The following is a 24563-nucleotide window of genomic DNA, read 5'->3' on the forward strand; positions in this document are numbered from 1 at the left end:
GGCTCCGGCTCCGGCTCCGGCAGCAGCGGACATGGGTGCGGCAGCCCGGCGACACGTCCGTACGCCAGGCCCCGTCGCCCGTTTCGGGCGCCGACTGATCACTGGAACGAGTGTCTTGACTTTCCCGAGGCGCGATATATCGTGAATTACGGAAGACGCGATATGGCGCGTCGTCGGGTTCGTCCCAGGAGGTCTCCCATGTCCGAGTGGTCCGTCGCGGAGCCCACGAAGCTCACCTTCGACGCCCCTGTGAGCGAGCTGCACGTCCGCATCGTCAACGGCATGGTGAACGTCGTGGGGACCGACGAGGGTCCCGCCCGTCTGCAGGTGTCCGACCTCGAAGGGCCACCCCTGGTGGTCACCCAGAAGGACGGCACGCTCACGGTGGCCTACGACGACCTGCCGTGGAAGGGCTTCCTCAAGTGGCTGGACCGGAAGGGCTGGCGCCGCAGCGCGGTGGTCTCCCTGGCCGTTCCGGCACGGACCCGGGTCGAGGTCGGCGTGGTCGGCGCCGGCGCCGTCGTCTCCGGGATCCAGGGCCCGGCGGCGGTGAAAGGAGTCGCGGGTGACACCACCCTGGTCGCCCTCTCCGGCCCGGTCCGGGCGGAGACGGTCTCCGGAAACCTGGAGGCCCAGGCGGTCACCGGCGACCTGCGCTTCGCCTCCGTCTCCGGCGACCTCACGGTCGTCGAGGGCTCCGGCTCCTCCGTGCGGGCGGACTCGGTCAGCGGCTCCATGATCGTGGACCTCGACCCCGACGGCCCCACCGACGTCCGGTTGACCAGTGTCTCCGGCGAGATCGCGATCCGGCTGCCGGATCCGGCGGACGCCGAGGTGGAGGCCAACACCGCGAGCGGCGCCGTCTCCAACGCCTTCGACGACCTGCGGGTGCACGGCCAGTGGGGCGCCCACAAGATCACCGGTCGCCTGGGCGCGGGCAGCGGCAAGCTGCGGGCCACCACCGTCTCCGGTTCCATCGCCCTGCTGCGCCGCCCGGCCGGGGAGGACGAGCCCGGACCGGCGGACGCACCACCCCGCGCCGGAAGCACAGCGGACGCCGCCCCGCACGGCCGGGACGGCGGACCGCGGGGCGGCTCGGGGGACCATTCCCCTACCGGCCGGAGCGAGGGCTCCTCCGACTCCCCGGCCGACGGCACGACCGACAAGAAGGTGCTCTGACATGCCCCCCGTCTTCGCCCACGGACGCCTCCGCCTGTACCTGCTGAAGCTGCTGGACGAGGCGCCGCGCCACGGCTACGAGGTGATCCGCCTCCTCGAGGAGCGCTTCCAGGGGCTCTACGCGCCGTCCGCCGGCACGGTCTACCCGCGCCTGGCCAAGCTGGAGGCGGAGGGCCTGGTCACCCACACCTCCGAAGGCGGCCGCAAGGTCTACTCGATCACCGAGGCCGGACGCGCCGAGCTGGCCGACCGCAGGGGCGAGCTGGCCGACCTGGAGCTGGAGATCCGGGAGTCGGTCGCCGAGCTCGCCGCCGAGATCCGGGCCGACGTCAGCGGCGCGGCCGGCGACCTGCGCCGCGAGATGCGGGCCGCGGCGAGCAAGGCCCGCCAGAGCCGGCGGAACGGGACGTCCGGCGAGGAGGAAGGCGTCGGCCTCGGCGATTTCACGGTCCTCGGCGACAAGGACGCCTGGCGCGCCGCCAAGGAGGAGATGCGCCGCGCCAAGCAGGAGTGGAAGGAGCAGGCCCGGCGCGCCAAGGACGAGAGTCGTCGCGCCCGCGAGGAGGCCCAGCGCGCCCGTCGCCAGGCCGAGGAGGCCCAGGACCAGGCGCAGGAGGAGGTGCGGCGCATCGCGCGACGGGTCCAGGAGCAGGTGCAGGACCACTTCGCCCGGGGCGACTGGCCGACGGGGCTGCGCGAGGGCCTGAGCGAACTGGCCAAGGAGATGGGCGAGTTCGGCAAGGACTTCGCCTTCGGCCGTACCGGCGCGGGAACCGCCGACCGGTCCTCCCGGCCGTCGTACTCCCACACCCCCGAGGACTTCCCCGCCGACTGCACCCCGGCCTGGGCGCACGAGGACGCCGCGGACTCCACCGGCGATCCGGCCCGCGACCTGGACCGGCTGCTGGACCGCTTCCGGGACGACATCCGCGACGCGGCCCGCGACCACGGCATCTCCCAGGAGCAACTCCACGACGCCCGCCGTCACCTGTCCACGGCGGCGACCCGGATCGGGGCGCTGCTGCGCACGCCGAAGCCCTGAGCCCGACGGCGGATCGGGACCCTACGGCAGACCGGGACCCGGCGGCGGACCGGGACCCGGCGGTGCGGCGGGGCCCCGGCCCGTGCGGCCGAGGGGTCCCGCCGTGCCGTCGGACGGGTCGCGCCCTCCTCAGGCGCACGCCTCCCCCGTGCCGCCGAGCACCCTGGTCAGCGACGCGTGGGTCACCCCGTGGTCGGCGAGCACCTCGGCCGGGACGCCGGGGCGGACGGTCAGGGCGAGGAGGATGTGCTCGTCCCCGATGTGCCGCTCGCGCCGGGCGAGGGCGACGCGCAGGGCCTTCTCCAGCACCTCCTTGGCACCCTTGCCGAAGCCGGGGCGCCCCGACCGCCCCTGCCCGTCCTTCCGGTCGCCGGACATCGCCCCGACCCCATGGGTCTCCTCCACCCGGGCGACGATCTCCCGGACGTCGATCCCCAGCCCGGCGAGGGCGTCGGTCTCGGCCCGGGACAGACCGGCACGGCGACGCGCCTCCTCCAGGGCCCGCCGCACCGACTCCTTGCGCTCGCCCACCCCGAGCGCCGCCAGCGCGAAGGAGGCACGGCTGCCCTCGCGGTCCAGCAGGGCGAGCAACAGGTGCTCGGCACCGACGGTCCGCGCCCGCGTCCCTTCGGCACGCTCGACCGCCCCCTTCACCACCGCACGGGCGTCCTTCGTGAACCGCTCGAACATCACTGCCTCCCGTACTTCTTGTGCACGGCCTGCCTGCTGACCCCGAGTTCGGTGGCGATCTCCTGCCACGACCAGCCCTGATGGCGCGCGTTGCGCACCTGCACGGTCTCCAGTTGCTCCAGCAGCCTGCGCAGCGCGGCGACGGCCCGCAGGCCGACCCGCGGGTCGCGGTCGCCCGCACGCTCGGCGAGGTCGGTTGCCTCAGTCATGCCGTCAACTTACGTTGACACATTGGCGACGTCAACCCCGGTTGACAAAGCGACGGCCGGCCCGGAGATCCGGACCGGCCGTCATGAGGTGGGCCGTACCCCGCCGTCAGGGATTCGTGAGCACGATCTTGCCGAACTGCCCGCCGCTCTCCATCCGTTCGAAGCCCTCCCGGGCCCGGTCCATGGGCAGTACCTCGTCGATGACGGGGCGCACACCGGTGGCGGCACAGAAGGAGAGCAGGTCCTCCAGCTCGTCCTTGGTGCCCATCGTCGACCCGACGACCTTGAGCTCCAGGAAGAAGATCCGGGTCAGCTCGGCGTGCGAGGGCCGGTCCCCGCTCGTGGCCCCGGAGATGACCAGCGTGCCGCCGGGCCGCAGCGACTTCACCGAGTGGGACCAGGTGGCGGCCCCCACGGTCTCGATGACCGCGTCGACCCGCTGCGGCAGCCGCGCACCGGACTCCAGCGCCTCCACGGCCCCCAGCTCCAGCGCCCGCTTGCGCTTGGCCTCGTCCCGGCTGGTGGCGAAGACCCGCAGTCCCGCGGCCTTCCCCAGCGCGATCGCGGCGGTGGCGACTCCCCCGCCGGCGCCCTGCACCAGCACCGAGTCCCCCGGGCGGACCCCGGCGTTGGTGAACAGCATCCGGTAGGCGGTCAGCCAGGCGGTGGGCAGGCAGGCCGCCTCCTCGAAGGACAGCTCCTTCGGCTTGGGCAGGACGTTCCAGGTGGGCACGGCGACCTGCTCGGCGAAGGTCCCCTGGTAACGCTCGGTCAGGATGGAGCGGGGCTCCTCGGGCCCCACCCCGTGACCGCTCTGTCCGATCACCGAGTGCAGGACGACCTCGTTGCCGTCCTCGTCGACCCCGGCGGCGTCGCAGCCGAGGATCATCGGCAGTTTGTCCTCCGCGAGGCCTACGCCGCGCAGGGACCAGAGGTCGTGGTGGTTGAGGGAGGCGGCCTTGACCGTGACGGTGCTCCAGCCGGGACGGGCCTCGGGAGCCGGGCGCTCTCCCGACTCCAGTCCGGCAAGCGGCTGGTCGCGGTCGATTCGGGCGGCGTAGACAGCGAACATGACCTTGACGATAGGTTCCCCGCCGCGCGGAAGGAACCACGGCCCGCTGTGAGACACGCCCTCTTGCCAGGAGGCATGGAAAGGCCGGGGCGCCCCTCCCGACAGCGAAATCGGCCCCGTCCCTCGGAGGGGACGGGGCCGACGGGTACCGCGCGCCTCAGCGGCGGGCGACGCCCTCCGCCCGGGCGGCCGCGGCCACCGCCGCCGTCACCGCGGGGGCGACCCGCTCGTCGAACGGGGACGGGATGACGTAGTCGGCGGCGAGGTCGTCGCCCACCACCGACGCCAGCGCCTCGGCCGCCGCCAGCTTCATCCCCTCGGTGATCCGGGAGGCCCGCACCTGCAGCGCCCCCGCGAAGATCCCCGGGAACGCCAGGACGTTGTTGATCTGGTTCGGGAAGTCCGACCGCCCGGTGGCCACGACCGCCGCGTACTTGTGCGCGACCTCCGGGCGCACCTCCGGGTTCGGGTTGGCCATGGCGAAGACGAACGCGCCCTCGGCCATCGACGCCACCGCCGGCTCCGGCACCGTGCCGCCCGAGACGCCGATGAAGACGTCGGCGCCGGCCAGCGCGGCCTCCAGCGGGCCGGAGAGCCCGGCCTTGTTGGTGAAGGACGCCAGTTCCCGCTTGATCGGCGTGAGGTCGTCGCGGTCCCGCGACACCACGCCCTTGCGGTCGGCCACCGCGACGTCCCCGATCCCGGCCTCGATCAGCATCTTGGCGATCGCGACACCGGCCGCGCCCGCACCCGAGATCACGGCCCGCAGATCGCCCAGCGCCCGCCCGCTCAGCCGCGCGGCGTTGCGCAGCGCCGCCAGCGTCACGACCGCCGTGCCGTGCTGGTCGTCGTGGAAGACCGGGATGTCCAGCCGCTCCTGCAGGCGCCGCTCGATCTCGAAGCACCGGGGCGCCGAGATGTCCTCCAGGTTCACCCCGCCGAAGGACGGGGCGAGCCGCACCACGGTCTCGACGATCTCGTCGACGTCGGTGCAGTTCAGGGCGAGCGGAACGGCGTCCACGCCGCCGAACTGCTTGAAGAGGATCGCCTTGCCCTCCATCACCGGGAGGGAGGCCTCGGGCCCGATGTCCCCGAGCCCGAGCACGGCCGTACCGTCCGTCACGACGGCGACGACCGACGACTTCCACGTGTAGTCGTGGACGAGGTCCGGCTGCTCGGCGATCGCGCTGCACACCTTCGCGACGCCGGGCGTGTAAGCCAGGGACAGATCGTCCTTGTCACGGACCGGCACGGTGGCCTGCACGGCCATCTTGCCGCCGCGGTGCAGCGCGAACGCCGGGTCGAAGGAATCGAGGGGCTCTGCCCCGTTCTCCTGCTCCGTATGACCCTGCAGGCTTTCGCTGTCGCTGCGAGGATTGACAATCTCCGCTGCCACTTGGTTTTACCCCTTAAGTGTTTCGGTTTGAGGGTTGCCGCTCCGGGTGAGGAGCGGGCGGGACCGCGCAAGGCCCGAAGGGTGGATAGGCACGAGCCGAACACGACGGGCACGCCGCACACGCGCCCTGAGCCCCGGATGAGGGGTGTAAAGAACCTTCTTACCGGACGGACGCCACCGGCGACGAGTCCATAACGCGAAGGTCACATGACGACACCCCGAATCATCATCTGATATCAGGACAAGACCTGGACGAACGCTCAGCAAGCCCACAAGCACAGCAAAAGGCGCAGTGGACATGTCCGCATCCTGGGACACGCAGAAGATCTTCCGGTCGGAATGATCGATTCCCGAAGAGTCTCCGGTCGTGATGTACCGGAGTGATGCGGTTCGGGTGTCGCCCGTTACCCGATTTTGACATGGCGGCCCCACTGAATGGCTCAATCCAAATGGCAAGATGCGGTAATCACACGAGGTCGCGACACTCGAAGGCGCGTGCTCTCGTCGACCCGCGGCGACGCCGCGCAGGCAGTCGCCGGCCCCATCGGCAACTCCACCCATCCGCCGGAGGAACCCACCATGACCGCAAGCACCACCCGTCGTACCACCGCCGCGCACTCCCGGCTAGCAGCGGTCGGTGCGATCGCGGTCGCAGGCGCGCTGCTTCTCACCGGCTGCGGTGACCAGACCGAGGAGAACGGCCCGGGCACCAGCGACACCGCGTCGACGAGCGCCGCTCCCCTGGCCGACAAGCTCCCCCAGGCGATCCGCGACAAGGGCGTCGTCAAGGTCGGTTCGGACATCGCGTACGCCCCGGTCGAGTTCAAGGACGACTCCGGCGAGACGGTCGGCATCGACCCCGACGTCGCCGCCGCCCTGGGCAAGCAGCTCGGGGTGAAGTTCGAGTTCGAGAACGGCACCTTCGACACCCTCATCACCGGTCTGCGCTCCAAGCGGTACGACATAGCCATGTCCGCGATGACCGACACCAAGGACCGCCAGGAGGGCATCGACTCCGAGACCGGCAAGAAGGTCGGCCAGGGCGTCGACTTCGTCGACTACTTCACCGCCGGTGTCTCGATCTACACCAAGAAGGGCGACGACCAGGGCATCAAGACCTGGTCCGACCTGTGCGGCAAGAAGATCGTGGTGCAGCGCGGCACGGTCTCCGAGGACCTCGCCAAGGCCGAGAACGAGAAGTGCCCGGCGGGCAAGAAGATCGCCATCGAGGCCTTCGACAACGACCAGCAGGCCCAGACCCGGCTGCGCGCGGGCGGCGCCAACGCAGGCTCCTCCGACTTCCCGGTCGCCGCGTACGCTGTGAAGACCTCCGGCGGCGGCAACGACTTCCAGCTGGTCGGCGAGCAGGTCGAGGCCGCTCCGTACGGCATCGCGATCGCCAAGGACAACACCCAGCTGCGCGACGCCATCAAGGCCGCACTGGACGCGATCATCGAGAACGGCGAGTACCAGAAGATCATGGAGAAGTGGGGCGTCACGGAGGGCGCCGTCGAGGAAGCCACCATCAACGGCGGCAAGTGACCGCGCGCCGGCGGCACTGAAAGGCAACACCCGTGACTGTTGACATCGACAAGACGACGGGTCCGGCCGACACACCCCCGGCCGGACCGGAAGCCATCAAGGCCATCCCGGTCCGGCACTACGGGCGGTACGTCTCCGCCGTCGTCGCCCTCGCCCTGCTGGGCGGGATCGTCTACGCGTTCTCCCAGGGCAAGATCAACTGGGGCACGATCCCGGACTACTTCTTCGACGACCGCATCCTCAGCGGTGTCGGCAAGACGCTGCTGCTCACCGTGCTGGCCATGGCGATCGGCATCGTCGGCGGCATCCTGCTGGCCGTGATGCGCCTGTCGAAGAACCCGGTGACCTCGTCGATCGCGTGGTTCTACATCTGGTTCTTCCGCGGCACCCCGGTCCTGGTGCAGCTGATCGTCTGGTTCAACCTGGGCCTGGTCTTCGAGTACATCAACCTCGGGCCGTTCTACAAGGACGAGTGGTCGGACTTCATGACCCCGTTCCTGACGGCGCTGCTGGGGCTCGGTCTCAACGAGGCCGCTTACATGGCGGAGATCTGCCGGGCCGGCCTGCTCTCGGTCGACGAGGGCCAGACCGAGGCGTCGCACGCGCTGGGCATGAGCCACGCGAAGACGCTGCGCCGGATCGTCGTCCCGCAGGCGATGCGCGTGATCGTGCCGCCGACGGGCAACGAGGTCATCAACATGCTGAAGACGACCTCGCTGGTGTCGGTCGTCCAGTACCCCGAGTTGCTCCGCGCCGCCCAGGACATCGGCCAGACCTCCGGCGCACCGGCCGAGATGCTCTTCCTGGCCGCCGCCTGGTACCTGCTGCTGACGTCGGTCTTCAGCATCGGCCAGTACTACCTGGAGCGCTACTACGCGAAGGGCTCCACGCGTCAGCTGCCGCCGACGCCGTGGCAGAAGGTGAAGGCCAACATGCTGTCCCTCGGCCGCCCGAAGGGAGGCATGGCATGAGCGAGAAGCTCGTCGAGTCGGACGCGCCCGTGAAGGGGTCCGCCGTCCCCATGGTCAAGGCGGAGGGCGTCCACAAGTCCTTCGGTCCCGTCGAGGTCCTCAAGGGCATCGACCTGGAGGTGAGGACCGGCGAGGTGTTCTGCCTCATCGGCCCCTCCGGCTCCGGCAAGTCGACCTTCCTGAGGTGCATCAACCACCTGGAGAAGATCAACGCCGGCCGTCTGTACGTGGACGGCGAGCTGGTCGGCTACCGCCAGAAGGGCGACAAGCTGTACGAGCTCAAGGACAGCGAGGTCGCCCTGAAGCGCCGGGACATCGGCATGGTCTTCCAGCGCTTCAACCTGTTCCCGCACATGACGGCCGTCGAGAACGTCATGGAGGCGCCCGTACAGGTCAAGGGCGCGAGCAAGGCGCAGGCCAGGGAGCGCGCGATGCAGCTCCTGGAGCGCGTGGGCCTCGGCGACAAGGCCGGGAACTACCCCTCGCAGCTCTCCGGCGGCCAGCAGCAGCGCGTGGCGATCGCGAGGGCGCTCGCCATGGACCCCAAGCTGATGCTGTTCGACGAGCCGACCTCGGCCCTCGACCCGGAGCTGGTCGGTGACGTCCTCGACGTCATGCGGGACCTGGCCGAGTCGGGCATGACGATGGTCGTCGTCACCCACGAGATGGGCTTCGCCCGCGAGGTGGGCGACAGCCTGGTCTTCATGGACGGCGGCGTGGTGGTCGAGTCGGGCGACCCGCGCCAGGTGCTGACCGATCCGCAGCACGAGCGGACCAAGTCGTTCCTGTCGAAGGTGCTCTGACACCTCCCGCGGGCACGCGCAGCGAGGGGCGGTACGGACTTCCGTACCGCCCCTCGCCCGTGGCACGGCCTACTTCAGCGCCAGCAGCAGCGTGTCCGACGGCGAGCACCACACCGGGCGGGCCTCGGCGAACCCCTGCTCGCGCAGCACGCGCGCGTGCCAGGCCGCGGACGGCATGTCGCCGTCGGCGTGGTCGCCGTAGATCTCGAAGCGGCGGGCGGTGGGCTCGGCGAGGACGGGGTCCTCGGCGGCGAGCCGCCACCATTCGGCCCAGTCGAGGGCACCGCCCTCCCTGGCCCGGTCCATGCGGGCGTGGCGCAGGGCGCGCTCGGCCGCGTTGATCCGGGGCGTGGTCTCGTCGATCATGTGGTCCGCGTTCATGAAGACACCGCCGTCGCGGACCAGGCCCGCGACGTGCCCGTAGAGGTCCGCGAGAGGTTCCCGGTGCAGCCAGTGCAGAGCGGTCGCGGTCAGCACGGCGTCGTAGGAGTCGTGCGGCAGCGCCGCCGTCCAGTCGGGGTCCTTGAGGTCGGCGGTGACGAAGGCGACCCGCCCGTCGCCCGCGAAGGTGCCCTCGGCGATGGCGAGCAGCGCCGGGTCCAGGTCGACGCCGGTGCTGGTGGCGTCCGGGAACCGGGCGAGCAGCCGGGCCGTGATGCTTCCCGTGCCGCACGCGAGGTCCAGCACGCGCGGGGAGGTGCCGACGAGTGCCTCCACCATGTCGAGCATGACCCGGAACCGCTCCTCGCGGTCGGGCATGTACCACTCCTGCTGCCGGTCCCAGCTCTCCTGCCAGGCCTGCCAGTCGGCGGCGGCCGTGGTGGTGTCCGCGTCCGTCATCGAGCCCCTCCCTCGCGCACGTCACGTAATACCCTGAAAGCACGATCGTCTGTTACCCGACCGCACGCACGACCATAGAGCCCCTGCGTAAGGACTACAAGTGGAACTGGCCTATTACTCGGATTACGCCGTCCGCCTCGTCAACACCGAGGAACCGGCGCGGGGCAAGGACGTCCTGACCTCGATCGAGGCCGTGCGCGCCCTGTTCGGCGCCAACCAGTCGGCGGCGCGCCGCGCGACCGAGGCGGACGTGACCCGGTTCCGTTCCGTGCGGGCCCGGCTGCGCGCGGTCTTCGAGGCGGCGGACGGCGGCGACGAGACGCTCGCCGTCGACCTGCTGAACTCGCTGCTGCTGGAGTTCCCGGTGAGCCCGCAGATCTCCGGCCACGACTTCCGCGACGACGACGGCCGGCCGCTGTGGCACATGCACCTGGCCGACCACCCGTCCAACGCGACCGCCGGATTCGCCGCCATCGCGGCGATGGGCCTGGCCTTCCACCTCACCGAGTACGGCGTGGACCGCCTCGGCCTGTGCGAGGCGCCGCCCTGCCGCAACGCCTACCTGGACACCTCGACCAACCGCTCCCGGCGCTACTGCTCCGACCGCTGCGCCACCCGGGCCAACGTGGCGGCCTACCGCGCCCGCAAGCGCCTGGAGGCCGACCGGGCGGAGAACACCGGCCGGGCCGCCGACAGCGCCCAGCCCACCACGGCCGGCACGGAACGCCGGTCCGAACCGCGCGGCCGGTAGCGGAAGCGGACCCTGCCGAGCACCAGCTCGTCGGGGACGACCCCGTAGTCGGTGCTGTCGCCCCCGGCGTACGTGTTGTCGCCGAGCACCCACCAGCCGCCCTCGCGCCGCTCCGCGGCCCGCTTCACCACGAGCAGGTCCTGCTGGAACGGATGTCTCAGCACGACCACGTCACCGCGTTTGATCCGGGCCCCGTAGTGCACCAGGAGCCGGTCCCCGTGGTGCAGCGTGGGCACCATGGACGGCCCGGTCACCTCGGCGACCCCGAAGGGCAGCGGCGCCCTCACCCGCTCGGCGTCCTGCGGCAGCTCCGGCATCACCCGGCACCTCCCCGGTCTTTCCTCCACCAGTCTCAGTCTCACCCGGGACTTTTGTCCTAAGCCCACGGGGGCACCCGAGAAAAGCACTCCGCCACGGAGTAATGTCCCCTCTGAGAAGACGATCACGAGGGAGGAATGCTCCATGCTTTCCCGCCTGTTTGCCCCCAAGGTAAAGGTCAGCGCGCACTGCGACCTGCCCTGCGGTGTGTACGACCCTGCCCAGGCCCGCATCGAGGCGGAGTCGGTGAAGGCCGTCCAGGAGAAGATGGCCGGCAACGACGACCCGCACTTCCAGGCGCGTGCCACGGTCATCAAGGAGCAGCGCGCGGAGCTCGCGAAGCACCACGTCTCCGTGCTCTGGAGCGACTACTTCAAGCCCCCGCACTTCGAGAAGTACCCGGAACTGCACCAGCTGGTCAACGACACCCTGAAGGCCCTCTCGGCCGCCAAGGCGTCGACCGACCCGGCGACCGGCCAGAAGGCGCTGGACTACATCGCCCAGATCGACAAGATCTTCTGGGAGACCAAGAAGGCCTGACCGGCCGGATTCTTTCATCACGACCGACGATCCGCGCACCCTCGCGGGTCAGCGGGCATCCCGGAGGGGCCGGGCCGACTGCAGTCGGCCCGGCCCCTCCGGCGATCTCTGGGGGGAGGGCGTGACGGAGTCCGACGCGTCGGTGCCGCGGCCGGGCGCGGAAGGGGGTCGCCGAACGGAAGGGGTGGACCGTGGCGTCCTGCAGCCCCAGGGCCGGTCCGCCCGTCAGGTGTCCTCCGCGGTGGCCCGTCCCGGCTTCTCGACCGGCGCCGCACTCCGGGCGTCCCCCGTCCGGCCGGTTTCGCCGGGTCCCCGGACGAGGCGGCCCCCGCACTCGGGGTTGCGACACGGGCCGGGCACCCACACCGGTACCCACGCGCCCAACGTCTTGTGGCGCCGGACGACCGTCTCCACCGGCTGTCCGCAGACGGGACAGACGGGTTCCTTGCTGCCCATGTCCTCAGGGTAGACCCGGCGACGGTCCGTCGCTTCCCGCCGCACGTCCCGTCCCACCGCGCCGTTGCCGAGGCCGCGCACCGGCTCCGGGGCGAACCGCGCCGCCGAGAAGCCGGAGTCGGACACCGGCGTCCCGGGCACGTGGGGAAGGGGGTTCCGCGTTCTGCCGGCCCCGATCACCGTGCGGCTCCGGTCGCCACCGGGCCGCTACCCCGGGTGCCGTCCGCGGCCCGCCGCGGTGTGGCGGGCCGCTCGGGTGTGCCGGGCGGCGACCGCGAGGCAGAGGCACACGGCCGCCGCGGGGACGACGACCACCGCCGCGGGGACGACGGCGGTCGCCGGCCCGTGCCCGCCCCCGTGCCCCAGGTCCGGCAGCAGGGCGGTCACGGCCGCCACGCCCGCGGCCGGCCCGGCGACGACCAGGGCCGTGACCGCTCCGCGGGAGCGGTGAGCGGCGACGGGCAGCGGTCCGTGCGGCAACTGCGCCCACTGCCGGGCCGCCTCCCGCCGCTCACCGGCGCGCCGCACGGCGGCACCGGTCCACAGGGCGGCGGTGGCCGACCCGCCCGCGGCCACCACGACGCCCGGCGCCCCCCACCCCGTGGTCACGAGCAGCACCGCGGCGACCGCCGCAAGCGTGCCCCAGCCGGTCAGGCAGGCGATCGCCGCGGTGCGGCGGGACAGCGGCCGGTCGGCACCGGCCCGCAGGTCGGCGAGGGCGGGCAGGTACCAGACGCAACCGGCGGCCGTCACCACCGCGCACCCCAGGGCCAGAACGGGCTGCGACACCGCTCACCTCACCGTTTCGATCTCGAGCGCGGCGATCTCGGGGTGGTGCAGGTCGAACGCCGGGGACTCGCTGCGGATCTTCGGCAGGGTGAGGAAGTTGTGCCGCGGCGGCGGGCAGGAGGTCGCCCACTCCAGCGAACGGCCCCAGCCCCAGGGGTCGTCGACCTCGACCTTCTTGCCGTACTTGGCCGTCTTCCAGACGTTGTAGAAGAACGGCAGGAGCGACAGGCCGAGCAGGAACGACCCCATCGAGGAAAGGGTGTTCAGCGCGGTGAAGCCGTCGGCGGCCAGGTAGTCCGAGTACCGGCGCGGCATGCCCTCGGCGCCCAGCCAGTGCTGGACCAGGAAGGTCAGTTGGAAGCCGGCCGTCAGCGTCCAGAAGGTGACCTTCCCCAGACGCTCGTCGAGCATCTTGCCGGTGAACTTCGGCCACCAGAAGTGGAAGCCGGCGAACATCGCGTACACGACCGTCCCGAAGACGGTGTAGTGGAAGTGCGCGACGACGAAGTACGTGTCGGTGACGTGGAAGTCCAGCGGCGGCGAGGCCAGGATCACGCCGGTCAGCCCGCCGAAGACGAACGTGATCAGGAAGCCCAGCGTCCACAGCATCGGCGTCTCGAAGCTCAGGGAGCCCTTCCACATGGTGCCGATCCAGTTGAAGAACTTCACACCGGTCGGGACCGCGATCAGGAAGGTCATGAAGGAGAAGAAGGGCAGCAGCACGCCGCCGGTGGCGTACATGTGGTGCGCCCACACCGTCACCGACAGACCGGCGATCGCGATGGTCGCGCCGATCAGTCCCGTGTAGCCGAACATCGGCTTGCGGGAGAAGACCGGGACCACCTCGGAGACGATGCCGAAGAACGGCAGCGCCAGGATGTAGACCTCGGGGTGGCCGAAGAACCAGAACAGGTGCTGCCACAGCAACGCGCCGCCGTTGGACGCGTCGAAGACGTGGCTGCCGAACCTCCGGTCGCACTCCAGCGCGAAGAGCGCCGCGGCCAGCACCGGGAACACCATCAGCACCAGCAGCGCCGTCAGCAGCACGTTCCAGGTGAAGATCGGCATCCGGAACATCGTCATGCCGGGCGCCCGCATGCAGATGATCGTGGTGATGAAGTTGACCGCGCCCAGGATCGAGCCGAAACCGGACAGGGCCACGCCCATGATCCACAGATCGGCGCCGATGCCCGGCGAGTAGACCTCGTTGGACAGCGGGGCGTACAGGAACCAGCCGAAGCTGGCCGCGCCGCCCGGGGTGAGGAACCCGGCGGCCGCGATCGCGGAACCGAACAGGAACAGCCAGAAGGCCAGCATGTTCAGCCGGGGGAACGCCACGTCGGGCGCGCCGATCTGCAGCGGCATGAGCCAGTTCGCGAAGCCGGTGAACAGCGGCATCGCGAACATCAGCAGCATGATCGAGCCGTGCATCGTGAACGCCTGGTTGAACTGCTCGTTCGACATGATCTGCAGACCCGGACGGGCCAGCTCGGCGCGCATCACCAGCGCCAGCACCCCGCCGATCACGAAGAACACGAACGCGCTGACCAGGTACAGCGTTCCGATCTTCTTGTGGTCGGTGGTCGTCAGCCAGTCCACCCACGCGGCCCGGCGCACCGCGGGTGCCACCGCGACGGTCCCCTCGCGCGCCACGGCCCCCGCCCGCGGCACGGGGCGTGCCCGCCCCTCCTCCGCGGTCCCGACCTTCTCCATGCGTGTCTCGTCCACCGGACGCCTTCCTCCCCATCCTGTTTCGCGCGCCCATGATCGGCGCCGGGGAAGGTGGTCCACATGGGTCGAACAGTCCCTGTACGGGCCTTCGGGCAGGGGCCGATGGTCCCTGTTCTCACCCGGTCGCGGGCAACGCCCGGCGGGCGGCCCCCTCGGGCCACACGACCTCCACGGGGACGCCGTGTGCGCGGGCGTACGTCACCAAGTGGGCGGTGGCATCACGGCCGTTGGAGGGAGAACCGTCCCAGACGGCCAGGAGGAGGCCGCTGGAGACGACGAGCCGCTCGTCCGCGCCGACGCAGGAGTCACGGTCCAGCGGGTCGTACGACAGCAGACGCACCTGGTCGGCGAGGGTCAGGAGCTCGCCGGTCGCCATCCGGTCGCGCGGGGGCGGCATGGCCGGGACCCCGTTCCGCGTCGGGATCACCACGGCCAGCGGGCATCCCGACGCCCGCGCGGCCCGGCCGGAGGCCAGCGGTGCCCCCGCGCCGGAACGCACCATGGCCATGGTCCGGACGGGACGCCGTGCCAGCCGCGCCCGCAGCGCGGACTCCACCAGTGCGAGCGCGTCCGGGGTCAGATCGGCGTGCCCGACCACCGCGATGTCCCTGCTCGTCGTCCCGTCGTCCCCCGCCGCTGCACTCATCCCGCCCCTGGCCGCCCTCGTCGTCCGACGTCCCGCCGACCCCCGGGGGGCGTCGGCGGGTGCTCTTCGCGAGGCCAGTGAAGTCGGGACGCGCGTCGGCGACTAGGGCCGAACGTCCCTGTCGGGCGCGGACGGAGGTGCGGGGAGTCACCCGTCCAGGCCGTCCCGCGAGCCGGTGGTACGGGGTTCGCGCCACATCGGCCACATGTACGGGCCGTCCGGGAGGGGCAAGGGGTCCCCGGCCGGTGCGAAGCCGAGACGCTCGTACAGCAGGCGGCTCCGTTCGCTGCTCGCCTCGAGATAGGCCGGCAGCCCCTCCCGGTCGCAACGGTCGAGGACCGAGCCGATCAGCGCGGTACCGAGTCCCTCGCCCTGGCGGCCGGGGGTGACGCCGATCATCCACAGGTACTCGTGGGCCCGCCCCGAGGGGTGGATGCCCGCCGTCAGCCGGCCGATCAGCTCCACGCGCTCGTTCTCCGGGTCGACGGCCCGGCGCACCTGTGCCGGGCCGTCGTCGTCCGTCCCCCCGTCACCGTCGCCGTCGCCTTGGTCGTCGCCGTGGTCGTCCGCGGGTACGGACAGCCACAGTGCGCACGCCGATCCGTCCTCGGTGACGTCGATGCGCCCCTCGGCGAGCACGATCTCGGTGAACGCGGCCATGAGCCTGTGGTGCGTCGCACGGCGGTACTCCTCGCCGGGGAAGACCCAGCCGCTCACCGGATCGTCCTGGAACGCCTCGTCCAGGAGCCGGACGATCAGCTCCCGGTCCTCGTCCCCAGCCGTCCGGATCGCCACGCCCATGTCCGCCCCTTCATCTCAACCACCCTTGACCGTACGGGGGTTGAGCCTAGCGGGGCGCACCGGGGGGTGTGGGGTGGACGGGTCCCGCACACCGTGGGGAAGTGCGGGACCCGCCGGGCCGGAGCCACGGTGGCCGTACGGGGTCAAAAGCCATACGGTCCCGGTGGGCCCGGGGACGGGGGCGACGGCCGCGCGGGACGGCCGGGGACACGCGCTCCGGTGTCCCTCGACCGTCCCCGGCGAACCGTCAGGTACTGCGTCGGGTCACGAACTCGGCCAGGGCCAGCAGCCCGCCCGCCGCCTCCGGGTCGGGCACCGCGCGGGCCACTTCCTGCATCGCGCGGGCCATCCGGTCGGCCGCCTGGGCCTGCGCCCAGTCGCGGCCGCCCGCCCGCTCCACCGTCAGGGTGATCCGCTCCAGGTCCTCCTCCCGGTGCGCGGTCGCGTACAGCGCGGCGAGTTCGGCGGCGGCCGGGGTTCCCGAGGTGAGCGCGGCGACCACCGGCAGTGACTTCTTGCGGGCGGCCAGATCCGCTCCGGCCGGCTTGCCGGTGCGGCGGGGGTCCCCCCATATGCCGATCACGTCGTCGATGAGCTGGAAGGCCAGCCCCGCCTCGCGGCCGAACGCGTCCAGGGCCGCCACGTCCGCGTCCCCGGCGTCCGCGTACAGCGCACCGATCGCGCAGGCACATCCGAGCAGCGCCCCGGTCTTGGCCTCGGCCATGGTGAGCGTCTCGGCGAGGGTGACCTCGTCGGGGCCCCGCCGCTCCATGGCCGTGTCCGTGTGCTGCCCCGCGCACAGCTCGACGACACAGTTCGCGAGCCGGGCCGCCGCGGCCGGGGCTGCCGGATGCGGGTCCTCGGCGAGCAGCCCCAGGGCGAGCGCCTGGAGGGCGTCCCCGGCGAGGATCGCGTCGGCGTCGCCGAACACCGTCCACGCCGTGGGCCGGTGGCGTCGGGTGGCGTCCCGGTCCATCACGTCGTCGTGCAGCAGCGTGAAGTTGTGGACCAGTTCCACCGCGGCCGCCGCCCGCACGGCCGCCCTCCGGGCTTCGGGCCCGCCCAGGGCGGAGGCCGCGGCGAGCACCAGCGCGGGGCGGATCGCCTTGCCCGAACCCCCCTCGGCCGGGGTGCCGTCCGCGTGTTCCCAGCCGAAGTGGTAGAGCGCGATCCGGCGCATCGGGCCCGGCAGCGAGCCGAGGGCGGCCCGCAGCGCGGGGTCGACCTCGGCCCGCGCCCGCTCCAGCAGGATCGCCGCCTCCTGCCCCTCGCCGGGGTGCTGTTCCGGCTCCGTCGTCCGCGGTGGCACGCGTGGTGTCCGGCACTCCGTCGCGGGCCCCGTTTTCGGCTCCGTCATGGACTCCGTCATCGACTTCACCCCCGGGGCCGGCTCGTGGAACGGAGGGACGGCGCCTGCGCCGCCGTCGAGCACGTACCCCCGAGATGTACCCGCCCGGACGGGCGGGGACACGGCGGGTACACCGGGATCTCGCGGACGGTCACCGCCAGCGGCCGATCTCGACGTTCTCCAGGACACCGAGCGCGTCCGGCACCAGGACCGCAGCCGAGTAGTAGGCCGTGACCAGGTACTTGATGATGGCCTGTTCGTTGATGCCCATGAACCGCACGGACAGGCTCGGCTCGATCTCGTCGGGGATGCCCGCGGCCCGCAGCCCGATGACGCCCTGGTCCTCCTCGCCGGTGCGCAGGGCGATGATGGAGGTCGTCCGGGCCTCGGTCACCGGGATCTTGTTGCACGGGAAGATCGGCACGCCCCGCCAGGTGGGGATGCGGTTGCCGCCCATGTCGATGGTCTCCGGGACGAGTCCCCGCTTGTTGAGTTCACGGCCGAACGCCGCGATCGCGCGCGGGTGGGCGAGGAGCAGCCGCGTCCCACGCCGCCTGCTGAGCAGCTCGTCCATGTCGTCGGGGCTCGGCACGCCGTCGTGCGGCTGGATCCGCTGGTCGTACTCGCAGTTGTGGAGCAGGCCGAAGTCGCGGTTGTTGACGAGTTCGTGCTCCTGGCGCTCCTTCAGCGCCTCCACGGTCAGCCGGATCTGCTGCTCCGTCTGGTTCATGGGCTGGTTGTAGAGGTCGGCCACGCGCGTGTGGATGCGCAGTACGGTCTGGGCGACGCTGAGTTCGTACTCGCGCGGCTGGGCCTCGTAGTCGACGAAGGTGTGCGGGATGTCCGGCTCCCCGCTGTGACCGGCCGCGAGGTCGATCTCCTTCTCCCCGTACTTGTTCGTGCGCTGCCCCGGGATCGTGCGGATCCCCCGCAGGTGCTCGCGCAGGGTTTCGGACCGCTCGGCGACCTGGGTGACGGCCTCGCGGGGCAGGGCGAGCACGGTGCAGGCGGTGAGCGTGCGCGCCGTGTACTCCCAGATGGCGTTCTCGTCCAGCAGCGCCTGCTCGCCGAAGTAGGCGCCGTCGGCGAGGACACCGAGGGACTCGTCCTCGCCGTAGGGGCCGGTGCCGATCTTCTCCACCCTGCCGTGCGCCAGCAGGTACACCTCGTCGGCCGGGCTGCCGAACGAGGCGATCACCTGGCCCGCCTCGATCTCCCGCTGCCGGCAGCGGGAGGCCAGTTCGGACAGCACCTCATCGTCGTCGTACGACCGCAGGGCCGGCAGTTCGCCCAGTTCCGCGGGGATGATCTCGACTCGGTCGCCGGTCTTCACGAACGTCATCCGGCCGTCGCCCACGGCGTACGTCAGCCGCCGGTTGACGCGGTAGGTACCGCCCTGCACATCGACCCAGGGCAGCATGCGCAGCAGCCAGCGCGAGCTGATCTCCTGCATCTGCGGCACGGACTTGGTCGTGGTGGCCAGGTTCCGCGCGGCTGCCGTACCGAGGCTCTGCTGCTGCCTGGTCTGCTCCGCGCCGACCTCTTCGCCTACCGACATAGAGAATTGTCCTCCCCTGTTGTGACCCGTGTCCGTCCATTCCGGACTTCGGACTGCACGATCAAGCGTTCCTCACGCAACGCGCTCGCACCATTACCCGAATGAGCGGGAATGGATCTTGGGCGGTCTGGGCACAATTGGGGGTCGTTCGGCGGCGCCCTACCGGAAGGAAATTGTCCGGATCGACTCGTACGGAATCCGAACGAGTAGTTGAACGCGCTCCTTTTAGGTAAGAGGCGGGTAGCAGGCGGTTGCGACGGGCGGCCGCCGCCCAGCACGAAGGAGGGCGGTCATGGCCCCACCCATGTCCGCGAACGCGTTCCTGCGCGCTCTGAAGGCGGAGGGGCTCACGGTCGTCGAGGTCGGCGACTGGCGGACCCACAACCGCAACCACAAGGGCCCGTGGGGTCCGGTCCACGGCGTGATGATCCACCACACGGTGACCGAGGGCAGCGCCCGGACCGTGGAGCTCTGCCGCAAGGGTTACACGGGCCTGCCGGGTCCCCTGTGCCACGGCGTCATCACCAAGGACGGCCGGGTCCACCTCGTCGGCTACGGCCGGGCCAACCACGCGGGACTGGGCGACGACGACGTGCTGCGCGCGGTGATCGCCGAGAGGGCCCTGCCGACGGACAACGAACAGAACACCGACGGCAACCGCCACTTCTACGGCTTCGAGTGCGAGAACCTGGGCGACGGCAAGGACCCCTGGCCGGCCGCGCAGCTGGAGGCCGTCGAGAGAGCCGCGGCCGCGGTCTGCCGCCACCACGGCTGGAACGAACGGTCGGTGATCGGGCACAAGGAGTGGCAGCCGGGAAAGGTGGATCCGCGCGGATTCACGATGGGCTCGATGCGGGAACGGATCCGCAGCCGGCTGAAGTGACCCGGCGGTGCCACGGCGTACGCGACCGGTGGCGGCGACCACGGGGATCCGCGGTGGTCGCTCACCTCGCGTTCCGCGGTCCGCGGTCGCGGACGTTCCTCGGCGTCGCCCGGTTGCCGCACCGCGCGCGGGACGTCGTCCGCCGTCCCGGGGGCGACCCCGCCATTCCGCTCCTCCCGCCCCGTCCCCGGGCCGCGCCCCGGGGTGCCCGCGGGGAGGGCCACCCCCTCGGGCACCTTCCGCGCCCGCGGGACCGGTCGGCCGACGGCCGCCCCGGGTGCCGCCCGAGCCCGGATCCCCCTCCGGGCGACAATGGCCCCGTGACCAGCTCCGACGACCCCGGCTCCACCGCCCTCACCGGTCTGCGCCCGCGGCTGCCCTCGCCGCTGCAGGAGGTGACGGACGAGCGGTTCGCGCGGCGCGGGATCCGGTTGCTGCTGAAGCGGGACGATCTGATCCACCCCGAGCTGGTCGGGAACAAGTGGCGCAAGCTGGCCCCGAACCTCGCGGCGGCGGGCGGACGGACGGTGCTCACCTTCGGCGGCGCCCACTCCAACCATCTGCGGGCCACGGCCGCCGCCGGCCGGCTCCTCGGCCTGCGCACGGTCGGCGTGGTGCGCGGCCAGGAACTCGCCGACCGCCCGCTCAACCCCTCGCTGGCCCGGTGCGTGTCCGACGGCATGCGACTGCACTTCGTCGACCGGGCGACGTACCGCCGCAAGACCGAGCCGGAGACCCTGGCGGCCGTCCTGCGCGCGGCGGACGCCGAGACCGCGTACGTCGTGCCCGAGGGCGGCAGCAACTCCCCCGCGGTGCGTGGCTGCCGCACGCTCGGTGCGGAGCTGGCCGGCCGGGCCGACGTGGTCGCGGTGGCCTGCGGCACCGGCGGCACCCTCGCCGGTCTGGCCGCCGGACTCGGCACCGGCGGGCGCGCACTGGGCGTTCCGGTGCTGAAGGGCGGCTTCCTGGCCGACGTGACACGGGCCCTGCAGGACGAGGCGTTCGGCGGCCCCCGCGGCGACTGGAGCCTCGACGACCGCTTCCACTTCGGCGGTTACGCCCGTGTCCCCGAGGAACTCGACGCCTTCGCCGAGGACTTCGAGCACCGGCACGGCATACCCGTCGAACGTCTCTATGTCGCCAAGTTGCTTTACGCCCTCGTCGCCCTGGCGGAGGAGGACGCCTTCCCGCGCGGGAGCACGGTCGCCGCCGTGATCACCGGCCGTCCCTTCCCCTGACCACCTCTCCCCTTCCCCCTCACCGGTCCTGAGCCGTCTCCCGGTACGCCGCCGCCTCCTCCAGGTCCAGCCGGCGCAGCAGCGTCCGCAGCATCTCGTCGTCGATGTACCGGCCGTCGCGCAGTCTGACGAACACCTCGCGTTCCGCGCCGATCATCTCCCGCGACAGCCGCCGGTAGGTGTCGTCCACCGTCTCCCCGGTGACCGGATTGACCTGGCCGAGCCGTTCCCAGACGGCGTTGCGGCGGCGCTCCAGGACGGTGCGCAGCCGGTCGGCGAGCGGTGCGGGCAGGGCGTTGCGCTCATCGGCCAGCAGCTCGTCCAGCCTCTGCTCGGCGACCCGGGAGGCCTGCGCCTGGGCGTTGGCCTCCGCCAGGGTCTCGGCCTGCGCGTCGCGCCCGGGGAACTTCAGCACGCGGATCAGCGGGGGCAGCGTCAGCCCCTGCACGACCAGGGTGCCGATGACGGTGGTGAAGGTCAGGAAGAGCAGCAGGTTGCGGTGCGGGAAGTGCCCGCCGTCGGCGGTGAGCGGGATCGAGAAGGCGATGGCCAGCGAGACCACGCCCCGCATCCCGGCCCACGCGATGACGAACGGCTTCTTCCAGCCGGGCCTCCCCTCGCGTCCCCGGATCCGCGCCGACAGCATCGGCGGCAACCAGGTCGCCGGGTAGACCCAGACGAACCGCGTGACGACGACCACCGCGAAGACGGCGAGCGCGTACCAGGCGGCGTCGACGCCCTCGTGTTCCTCTCCGAGGCCCTCGAGGACGACCGGCAGTTGCAGCCCGATGAGCGCGAACACCGCGGACTCCAGCACGAACGCGACCATCTTCCGCACCGCCTCCTCCTGGAGGCGGGTGGCGAAATCGACCTCCCACGCGCGGTGCCCCAGGTAGAGGGCGACGACCACGACGGCGATGACGCCGGAGGCGCCCACCTGCTCCGCGGCGGCGTAGGCGACGAACGGGATCAGCAGGGAGAGCGTGTTCTGCAGCAGCACCTCCTTCACGTGCGTGCGCAGCCAGTGCAGCGGGGCCATCAGCACCAGGCCGAACACCACCCCGCCGACCGCGGCGAGCAGGAACTCCCCGATCCCCCCGGCCCAGGACGCGCCCTCGCCGACCGCCGCCGCCACGGCCACCCGGAACACGGTGATCGCGGTGGCGTCGTTCAGCAGGGACTCGCCCTGGAGGATGGTGGTGACCCGGGACGGCAGTCCGACCCGGCGCGCCACCGCCGTCGCCGCGACCGCGTCCGGCGGGGCCACCACGGCACCGAACACCATGGCCGCGGTCAGTGACAGGCCCGGCACCATCACGTACAGGGCCCAGCCGACGACGAAGGTCGCGAACAGCACGTACCCCACCGAGAGCAGCGCCACCGGCCGCAGCTGTGCCCGCAGGTCCAGGTAGGAGCTGTCGGCGGCCGCCGTGTACAGCAGCGGGGGCAGCAGGAGCGGCAGGACGACGTGCGGGTCCAGCGTGTAGTCGGGCACCCCGGGGAGGTAGCTGACCGCCAGGCCGGCCGCGACCAGCAGCAGCGGTGCCGGCACCGAGGTGCGCCGGGCGGCAGCGGCGACCGCGGTGCTGCCCGCGACCAGCAGCAGCAGGGGAATCACGTCCATGTCCGGCCCGCTCTCGGTTTTCCGCGCGGTCTTCCGCGTGCCCGTCGTAATCTGGCCATCATGAAACAGTGCACGCATGCCGGCGCGCTGCCGCACCCGGAACCCGCCCCGCTCAGCAAGACGTGTCCGGAGTGCCTGCGGGACGGCACGGATCCGGTGCAACTGCGCCTGTGCCTGAGCTGCGGCCACGTCGGCTGCTGCGACTCCTCGCCGGGACGGCATGCGACGGGGCACCACAGGAAATCCGGCCACCCCGTGATGCGGAGCCACGAACCGGGCGAGGACTGGCGCTGGTGCTTCGTCGATCATGTACTCGTGTGACCCGACGGGACTCCGGTGCCGGACGGTTCGACCGTCTGACGTCTGGGTACGTCAATGCGGCGCGCGCTCTTCCCATTTGGGCCCGCAGACCCCTAGCCACGGAGCGTATTCATAGTTTTACTATGAGTGACACCAGTGGCCGGGGTCCCGGGACAGGACCGCCGAGAGCGCGATAGCGTCACCGCTGAACCACGTAGCGCGTTGCCCGGGGGTGCCCCCGGCCCTGAAACGCTTGTACCACCTTGGAGGTGAGGGTGTCCCAGTTCGCAGGCGAGCCCGCGACCCAGGACTTCGTGGAAGTCCGGCTGCCGGCCGCGGGGGCCTACCTGTCGGTGCTGCGCACGGCCACGGCCGGGCTTGCCGCCCGTTTGGACTTCACCCTCGACGAGATCGAGGACCTGCGCATCGCGGTCGACGAGGCCTGCGCGATCCTGCTCCAGCAGGCCGTGCCGGGGTCGGTGCTCAGTTGCGTCTTCCGGCTCGTCGACGACTCGCTCGAGGTCACCGTCTCGGCGCCGACCACGGACGGTCACGCCCCCTCGCGGGACACCTTCGCCTGGACCGTCCTGTCCGCGCTCGCGGGCAAGGTCTCCTCGGCCGTGGACGAGGACAAGACCGTTTCGATCAGCCTCTACAAACAGCGCGGCGCGGGACCCGGGCCGGCGTGAGGAACGAGGACGGGCCGGTGCGGGACGAAGAACGCGGCACAAGGGAGCTGCCGGCCGAGCGCGTGCCGGACGGCATCGACGGCATCCCCGAGCAGGCCCGGCCACACCCGGAGGACGACGCCCTGGAGGCCGGCTCCGCGAGCGGCGGGCAGCCCGGCGGTGCCGCGCGGGGCACGCCTCCGGGCGGGTCGGCCGGGGTCGCTCCCGGCCACGGGGACGCCCCCGCCCGGGCGAAGCCGGCGGCTGGGGACGAGGCGAGCGCCCGGGGAAGGGCGACGACGGGCGGGACGATGAGCGAGCACGAGCGACACGCCGAGGACGAGGCGCCGCGGGCGCCGAGCGCCCGGGGCGCCGGAAGCACCCCGGGCCCCCGGAACGCGCACGACGCGCAGGACCGCAGCGGGGCGCGCGCCATGTTCCTCGAGCTGCGCTCGCTGCAGGACGGCAGCCCCGAGTACGCGGAACTGCGCAACCAGCTGGTCCGCATGCATCTGCCGCTCGTCGAGCACCTCGCGCGCCGCTTCCGCAACCGCGGCGAGCCGCTGGACGACCTGACCCAGGTCGCCACCATCGGGCTGATCAAGTCGGTCGACCGCTTCGACCCGGACCGCGGCGTGGAGTTCTCGACGTACGCGACCCCGACGGTCGTCGGCGAGATCAAGCGGCACTTCCGCGACAAGGGCTGGGCGGTGCGCGTGCCGCGCCGGCTGCAGGAGCTGCGCCTGGCGCTGACGACGGCCACGGCCGAGCTCTCGCAGCTGCACGGCCGCTCCCCCACGGTCCACGAGCTGGCCGAGAAGCTGGCGATCTCGGAGGAGGAGGTCCTGGAGGGCCTGGAGTCCGCCAACGCGTACTCCACGCTGTCCCTGGACGTCCCCGACACCGACGACGAGTCCCCGGCGGTCGCCGACACCCTCGGCGCCGAGGACGAGGCGCTGGAGGGCGTGGAGTACCGGGAGTCGCTCAAGCCGCTGCTGGAGGACCTGCCGCCGCGCGAGAAGCGGATCCTGCTGCTGCGCTTCTTCGGCAACATGACCCAGTCGCAGATCGCGCAGGAGGTCGGCATCTCGCAGATGCACGTCTCCCGGCTGCTGGCCCGCACCCTGGCCCAGCTGCGGGAGAAACTGCTCGTGGAGGAGTGAGCAGG

26 protein-coding genes are annotated in these 24563 nt (G+C 71.8%); 12 read left to right on the forward strand and 14 right to left on the reverse strand.

Annotated features, from left to right (window positions below):
• Positions 1-198 precede the first annotated feature (198 nt).
• Together B7L92_RS17835 and B7L92_RS17840 are read left to right on the forward strand one after the other, a co-directional pair.
• A complete protein-coding gene (locus B7L92_RS17835) occupies positions 199-1179 on the forward strand; it encodes a DUF4097 family beta strand repeat-containing protein (RefSeq protein WP_081238567.1) in 981 nt (326 codons plus the stop codon).
• A gap of 1 nt (position 1180) precedes the next feature.
• The gene (locus B7L92_RS17840) at positions 1181-2221 is read left to right on the forward strand and encodes a PadR family transcriptional regulator (RefSeq protein WP_081238568.1); all 1041 of its coding nucleotides are present in this window, start codon (positions 1181-1183) and stop codon (positions 2219-2221) included.
• A gap of 129 nt (positions 2222-2350) precedes the next feature.
• Here B7L92_RS17840 and B7L92_RS17845 read toward each other — a convergent pair whose 3' ends face one another.
• From B7L92_RS17845 to B7L92_RS17860, 4 genes are all read right to left on the reverse strand, one after another.
• Positions 2351-2911 (reverse strand): Clp protease N-terminal domain-containing protein, encoded by a 561-nt coding sequence (locus B7L92_RS17845; RefSeq protein ID WP_081238569.1) that lies wholly within the window; start codon positions 2909-2911, stop codon positions 2351-2353.
• Positions 2911-3120, reverse strand: coding sequence for an HTH domain-containing protein (locus B7L92_RS17850; protein ID WP_004983506.1), 210 nt, complete (start codon positions 3118-3120; stop codon positions 2911-2913). Before B7L92_RS17850 ends, B7L92_RS17845 begins: the two co-directional genes overlap by 1 nt.
• Positions 3121-3226: 106 nt before the next feature.
• Positions 3227-4192, reverse strand: a complete 966-nt coding sequence (locus B7L92_RS17855; RefSeq protein WP_081238570.1) for a zinc-binding dehydrogenase — start codon at positions 4190-4192, stop codon at positions 3227-3229.
• Positions 4193-4349: 157 nt separating this feature from the next.
• Positions 4350-5588, reverse strand: coding sequence for an NAD(P)-dependent malic enzyme (locus B7L92_RS17860; protein ID WP_081238571.1), 1239 nt, complete (start codon positions 5586-5588; stop codon positions 4350-4352).
• Positions 5589-6167: 579 nt separating this feature from the next.
• Here B7L92_RS17860 and B7L92_RS17870 point away from each other — a divergent pair.
• From B7L92_RS17870 to B7L92_RS17880, 3 genes are read left to right on the forward strand one after another with little or no spacing between them, the layout of a single operon-like run.
• Positions 6168-7130 (forward strand): ABC transporter substrate-binding protein, encoded by a 963-nt coding sequence (locus B7L92_RS17870; RefSeq protein ID WP_081238572.1) that lies wholly within the window; start codon positions 6168-6170, stop codon positions 7128-7130.
• A 32-nt stretch (positions 7131-7162) separates the two neighbouring features.
• Positions 7163-8101, forward strand: a complete 939-nt coding sequence (locus tag B7L92_RS17875) for an amino acid ABC transporter permease (protein ID WP_081238573.1) — start codon at positions 7163-7165, stop codon at positions 8099-8101.
• Positions 8098-8904: an amino acid ABC transporter ATP-binding protein gene (locus B7L92_RS17880; RefSeq protein ID WP_081238574.1), complete on the forward strand. Its 807-nt coding sequence runs from the start codon at positions 8098-8100 to the stop codon at positions 8902-8904. The genes B7L92_RS17875 and B7L92_RS17880 overlap by 4 nt, the downstream gene beginning before the upstream one ends.
• 69 nt (positions 8905-8973) lie before the next feature.
• Here B7L92_RS17880 and B7L92_RS17885 read toward each other — a convergent pair whose 3' ends face one another.
• Entirely contained in the window at positions 8974-9744 is a 771-nt protein-coding gene (locus B7L92_RS17885; RefSeq protein ID WP_081238575.1) for a class I SAM-dependent methyltransferase, read from the reverse strand.
• 100 nt (positions 9745-9844) lie between these two features.
• Here B7L92_RS17885 and B7L92_RS17890 point away from each other — a divergent pair, with 100 nt between their 5' ends.
• Positions 9845-10495: a CGNR zinc finger domain-containing protein gene (locus tag B7L92_RS17890; RefSeq protein ID WP_081238576.1), complete on the forward strand. Its 651-nt coding sequence runs from the start codon at positions 9845-9847 to the stop codon at positions 10493-10495.
• Here B7L92_RS17890 and sodX read toward each other — a convergent pair.
• Entirely contained in the window at positions 10378-10812 is a 435-nt protein-coding gene (gene sodX, locus B7L92_RS40315; RefSeq protein WP_143626342.1) for a nickel-type superoxide dismutase maturation protease, read from the reverse strand. The genes B7L92_RS17890 and sodX overlap by 118 nt on opposite strands.
• Positions 10813-10957: 145 nt before the next feature.
• On the opposite strand from sodX, the gene sodN reads away from it, so the two are divergent.
• Positions 10958-11353: a superoxide dismutase, Ni gene (gene sodN / locus B7L92_RS17900; protein WP_004983535.1), complete on the forward strand. Its 396-nt coding sequence runs from the start codon at positions 10958-10960 to the stop codon at positions 11351-11353.
• A gap of 225 nt (positions 11354-11578) precedes the next feature.
• On the opposite strand, the gene B7L92_RS43900 is transcribed toward sodN, so the two are convergent.
• The 7 genes from B7L92_RS43900 to B7L92_RS17935 form a co-directional block, all read right to left on the reverse strand.
• Complete coding sequence (locus B7L92_RS43900) at positions 11579-11809, reverse strand: hypothetical protein (RefSeq protein ID WP_081238602.1); 231 nt, start codon at positions 11807-11809, stop codon at positions 11579-11581.
• A gap of 207 nt (positions 11810-12016) precedes the next feature.
• Positions 12017-12598 carry a hypothetical protein gene (locus B7L92_RS17910; RefSeq protein WP_081238577.1) on the reverse strand — a complete coding sequence of 194 codons (582 nt, stop codon included), beginning with the start codon at positions 12596-12598 and terminating at the stop codon, positions 12017-12019.
• A 3-nt stretch (positions 12599-12601) separates the two neighbouring features.
• Entirely contained in the window at positions 12602-14326 is a 1725-nt protein-coding gene (gene ctaD, locus B7L92_RS17915) for an aa3-type cytochrome oxidase subunit I (protein WP_081238578.1), read from the reverse strand.
• Positions 14327-14444: 118 nt separating this feature from the next.
• The gene (locus tag B7L92_RS17920) at positions 14445-14975 is read right to left on the reverse strand and encodes a hypothetical protein (protein ID WP_081238579.1); all 531 of its coding nucleotides are present in this window, start codon (positions 14973-14975) and stop codon (positions 14445-14447) included.
• 147 nt (positions 14976-15122) lie between these two features.
• The gene (locus B7L92_RS17925; RefSeq protein WP_081238580.1) at positions 15123-15776 is read right to left on the reverse strand and encodes a GNAT family N-acetyltransferase; all 654 of its coding nucleotides are present in this window, start codon (positions 15774-15776) and stop codon (positions 15123-15125) included.
• Between the two features lie 247 nt (positions 15777-16023).
• Positions 16024-17133, reverse strand: coding sequence for a family 2 encapsulin nanocompartment cargo protein polyprenyl transferase (locus B7L92_RS17930; protein WP_438364001.1), 1110 nt, complete (start codon positions 17131-17133; stop codon positions 16024-16026).
• Positions 17134-17275: 142 nt separating this feature from the next.
• The gene (locus B7L92_RS17935) at positions 17276-18682 is read right to left on the reverse strand and encodes a family 2B encapsulin nanocompartment shell protein (RefSeq protein ID WP_081238581.1); all 1407 of its coding nucleotides are present in this window, start codon (positions 18680-18682) and stop codon (positions 17276-17278) included.
• A 292-nt stretch (positions 18683-18974) separates the two neighbouring features.
• Here B7L92_RS17935 and B7L92_RS17940 point away from each other — a divergent pair, with 292 nt between their 5' ends.
• Together B7L92_RS17940 and B7L92_RS17945 are read left to right on the forward strand one after the other, a co-directional pair.
• Positions 18975-19565 carry a peptidoglycan recognition protein family protein gene (locus B7L92_RS17940; protein ID WP_174703979.1) on the forward strand — a complete coding sequence of 197 codons (591 nt, stop codon included), beginning with the start codon at positions 18975-18977 and terminating at the stop codon, positions 19563-19565.
• Positions 19566-19885: 320 nt separating this feature from the next.
• Positions 19886-20803: a 1-aminocyclopropane-1-carboxylate deaminase/D-cysteine desulfhydrase gene (locus B7L92_RS17945; protein ID WP_081238583.1), complete on the forward strand. Its 918-nt coding sequence runs from the start codon at positions 19886-19888 to the stop codon at positions 20801-20803.
• 19 nt (positions 20804-20822) lie between these two features.
• Here the strand turns inward: B7L92_RS17945 and B7L92_RS17950 are convergent, their stop codons facing one another.
• Positions 20823-22427: a Na+/H+ antiporter gene (locus tag B7L92_RS17950; protein WP_081238584.1), complete on the reverse strand. Its 1605-nt coding sequence runs from the start codon at positions 22425-22427 to the stop codon at positions 20823-20825.
• 60 nt (positions 22428-22487) lie between these two features.
• Here B7L92_RS17950 and B7L92_RS17955 point away from each other — a divergent pair, with 60 nt between their 5' ends.
• From B7L92_RS17955 to B7L92_RS17965, 3 genes are all read left to right on the forward strand, one after another.
• Positions 22488-22748, forward strand: a complete 261-nt coding sequence (locus B7L92_RS17955) for a UBP-type zinc finger domain-containing protein (protein ID WP_081238585.1) — start codon at positions 22488-22490, stop codon at positions 22746-22748.
• A gap of 254 nt (positions 22749-23002) precedes the next feature.
• Positions 23003-23416, forward strand: coding sequence for an ATP-binding protein (locus tag B7L92_RS17960; protein WP_004983566.1), 414 nt, complete (start codon positions 23003-23005; stop codon positions 23414-23416).
• A 17-nt stretch (positions 23417-23433) separates the two neighbouring features.
• A complete protein-coding gene (locus tag B7L92_RS17965; protein ID WP_081238604.1) occupies positions 23434-24558 on the forward strand; it encodes an RNA polymerase sigma factor SigF in 1125 nt (374 codons plus the stop codon).
• The last annotated feature ends 5 nt before the right edge of the window (positions 24559-24563 follow it).

This window comes from Streptomyces viridosporus (assembly GCF_002078235.1).
Lineage (GTDB): Bacteria > Actinomycetota > Actinomycetes > Streptomycetales > Streptomycetaceae > Streptomyces > Streptomyces viridosporus.

Excerpts from the sequence above, each read along its gene's own strand:
- B7L92_RS17855 (WP_081238570.1), bottom strand. The coding sequence starts at position 4,192 with ATGTTCGCTGTCTACGCCGCCCGAATCGACCGCGACCAGCCGCTTGCC.
- B7L92_RS17940 (WP_174703979.1), top strand. The coding sequence starts at position 18,975 with ATGGCCCCACCCATGTCCGCGAACGCGTTCCTGCGCGCTCTGAAGGCG.
- B7L92_RS17885 (WP_081238575.1), bottom strand. The coding sequence starts at position 9,744 with ATGACGGACGCGGACACCACCACGGCCGCCGCCGACTGGCAGGCCTGG.
- B7L92_RS17920 (WP_081238579.1), bottom strand. The coding sequence starts at position 14,975 with ATGAGTGCAGCGGCGGGGGACGACGGGACGACGAGCAGGGACATCGCG.
- B7L92_RS43900 (WP_081238602.1), bottom strand. The coding sequence starts at position 11,809 with ATGGGCAGCAAGGAACCCGTCTGTCCCGTCTGCGGACAGCCGGTGGAG.
- B7L92_RS17850 (WP_004983506.1), bottom strand. The coding sequence starts at position 3,120 with ATGACTGAGGCAACCGACCTCGCCGAGCGTGCGGGCGACCGCGACCCG.
- B7L92_RS17845 (WP_081238569.1), bottom strand. The coding sequence starts at position 2,911 with ATGTTCGAGCGGTTCACGAAGGACGCCCGTGCGGTGGTGAAGGGGGCG.
- B7L92_RS17955 (WP_081238585.1), top strand. The coding sequence starts at position 22,488 with ATGAAACAGTGCACGCATGCCGGCGCGCTGCCGCACCCGGAACCCGCC.
- B7L92_RS17835 (WP_081238567.1), top strand. The coding sequence starts at position 199 with ATGTCCGAGTGGTCCGTCGCGGAGCCCACGAAGCTCACCTTCGACGCC.
- B7L92_RS17930 (WP_438364001.1), bottom strand. The coding sequence starts at position 17,133 with ATGACGGAGCCGAAAACGGGGCCCGCGACGGAGTGCCGGACACCACGC.
- B7L92_RS17880 (WP_081238574.1), top strand. The coding sequence starts at position 8,098 with ATGAGCGAGAAGCTCGTCGAGTCGGACGCGCCCGTGAAGGGGTCCGCC.
- sodN (WP_004983535.1), top strand. The coding sequence starts at position 10,958 with ATGCTTTCCCGCCTGTTTGCCCCCAAGGTAAAGGTCAGCGCGCACTGC.
- sodX (WP_143626342.1), bottom strand. The coding sequence starts at position 10,812 with ATGCCGGAGCTGCCGCAGGACGCCGAGCGGGTGAGGGCGCCGCTGCCC.
- B7L92_RS17925 (WP_081238580.1), bottom strand. The coding sequence starts at position 15,776 with ATGGGCGTGGCGATCCGGACGGCTGGGGACGAGGACCGGGAGCTGATC.
- B7L92_RS17840 (WP_081238568.1), top strand. The coding sequence starts at position 1,181 with ATGCCCCCCGTCTTCGCCCACGGACGCCTCCGCCTGTACCTGCTGAAG.
- B7L92_RS17935 (WP_081238581.1), bottom strand. The coding sequence starts at position 18,682 with ATGTCGGTAGGCGAAGAGGTCGGCGCGGAGCAGACCAGGCAGCAGCAG.
- B7L92_RS17950 (WP_081238584.1), bottom strand. The coding sequence starts at position 22,427 with ATGGACGTGATTCCCCTGCTGCTGCTGGTCGCGGGCAGCACCGCGGTC.
- B7L92_RS17870 (WP_081238572.1), top strand. The coding sequence starts at position 6,168 with ATGACCGCAAGCACCACCCGTCGTACCACCGCCGCGCACTCCCGGCTA.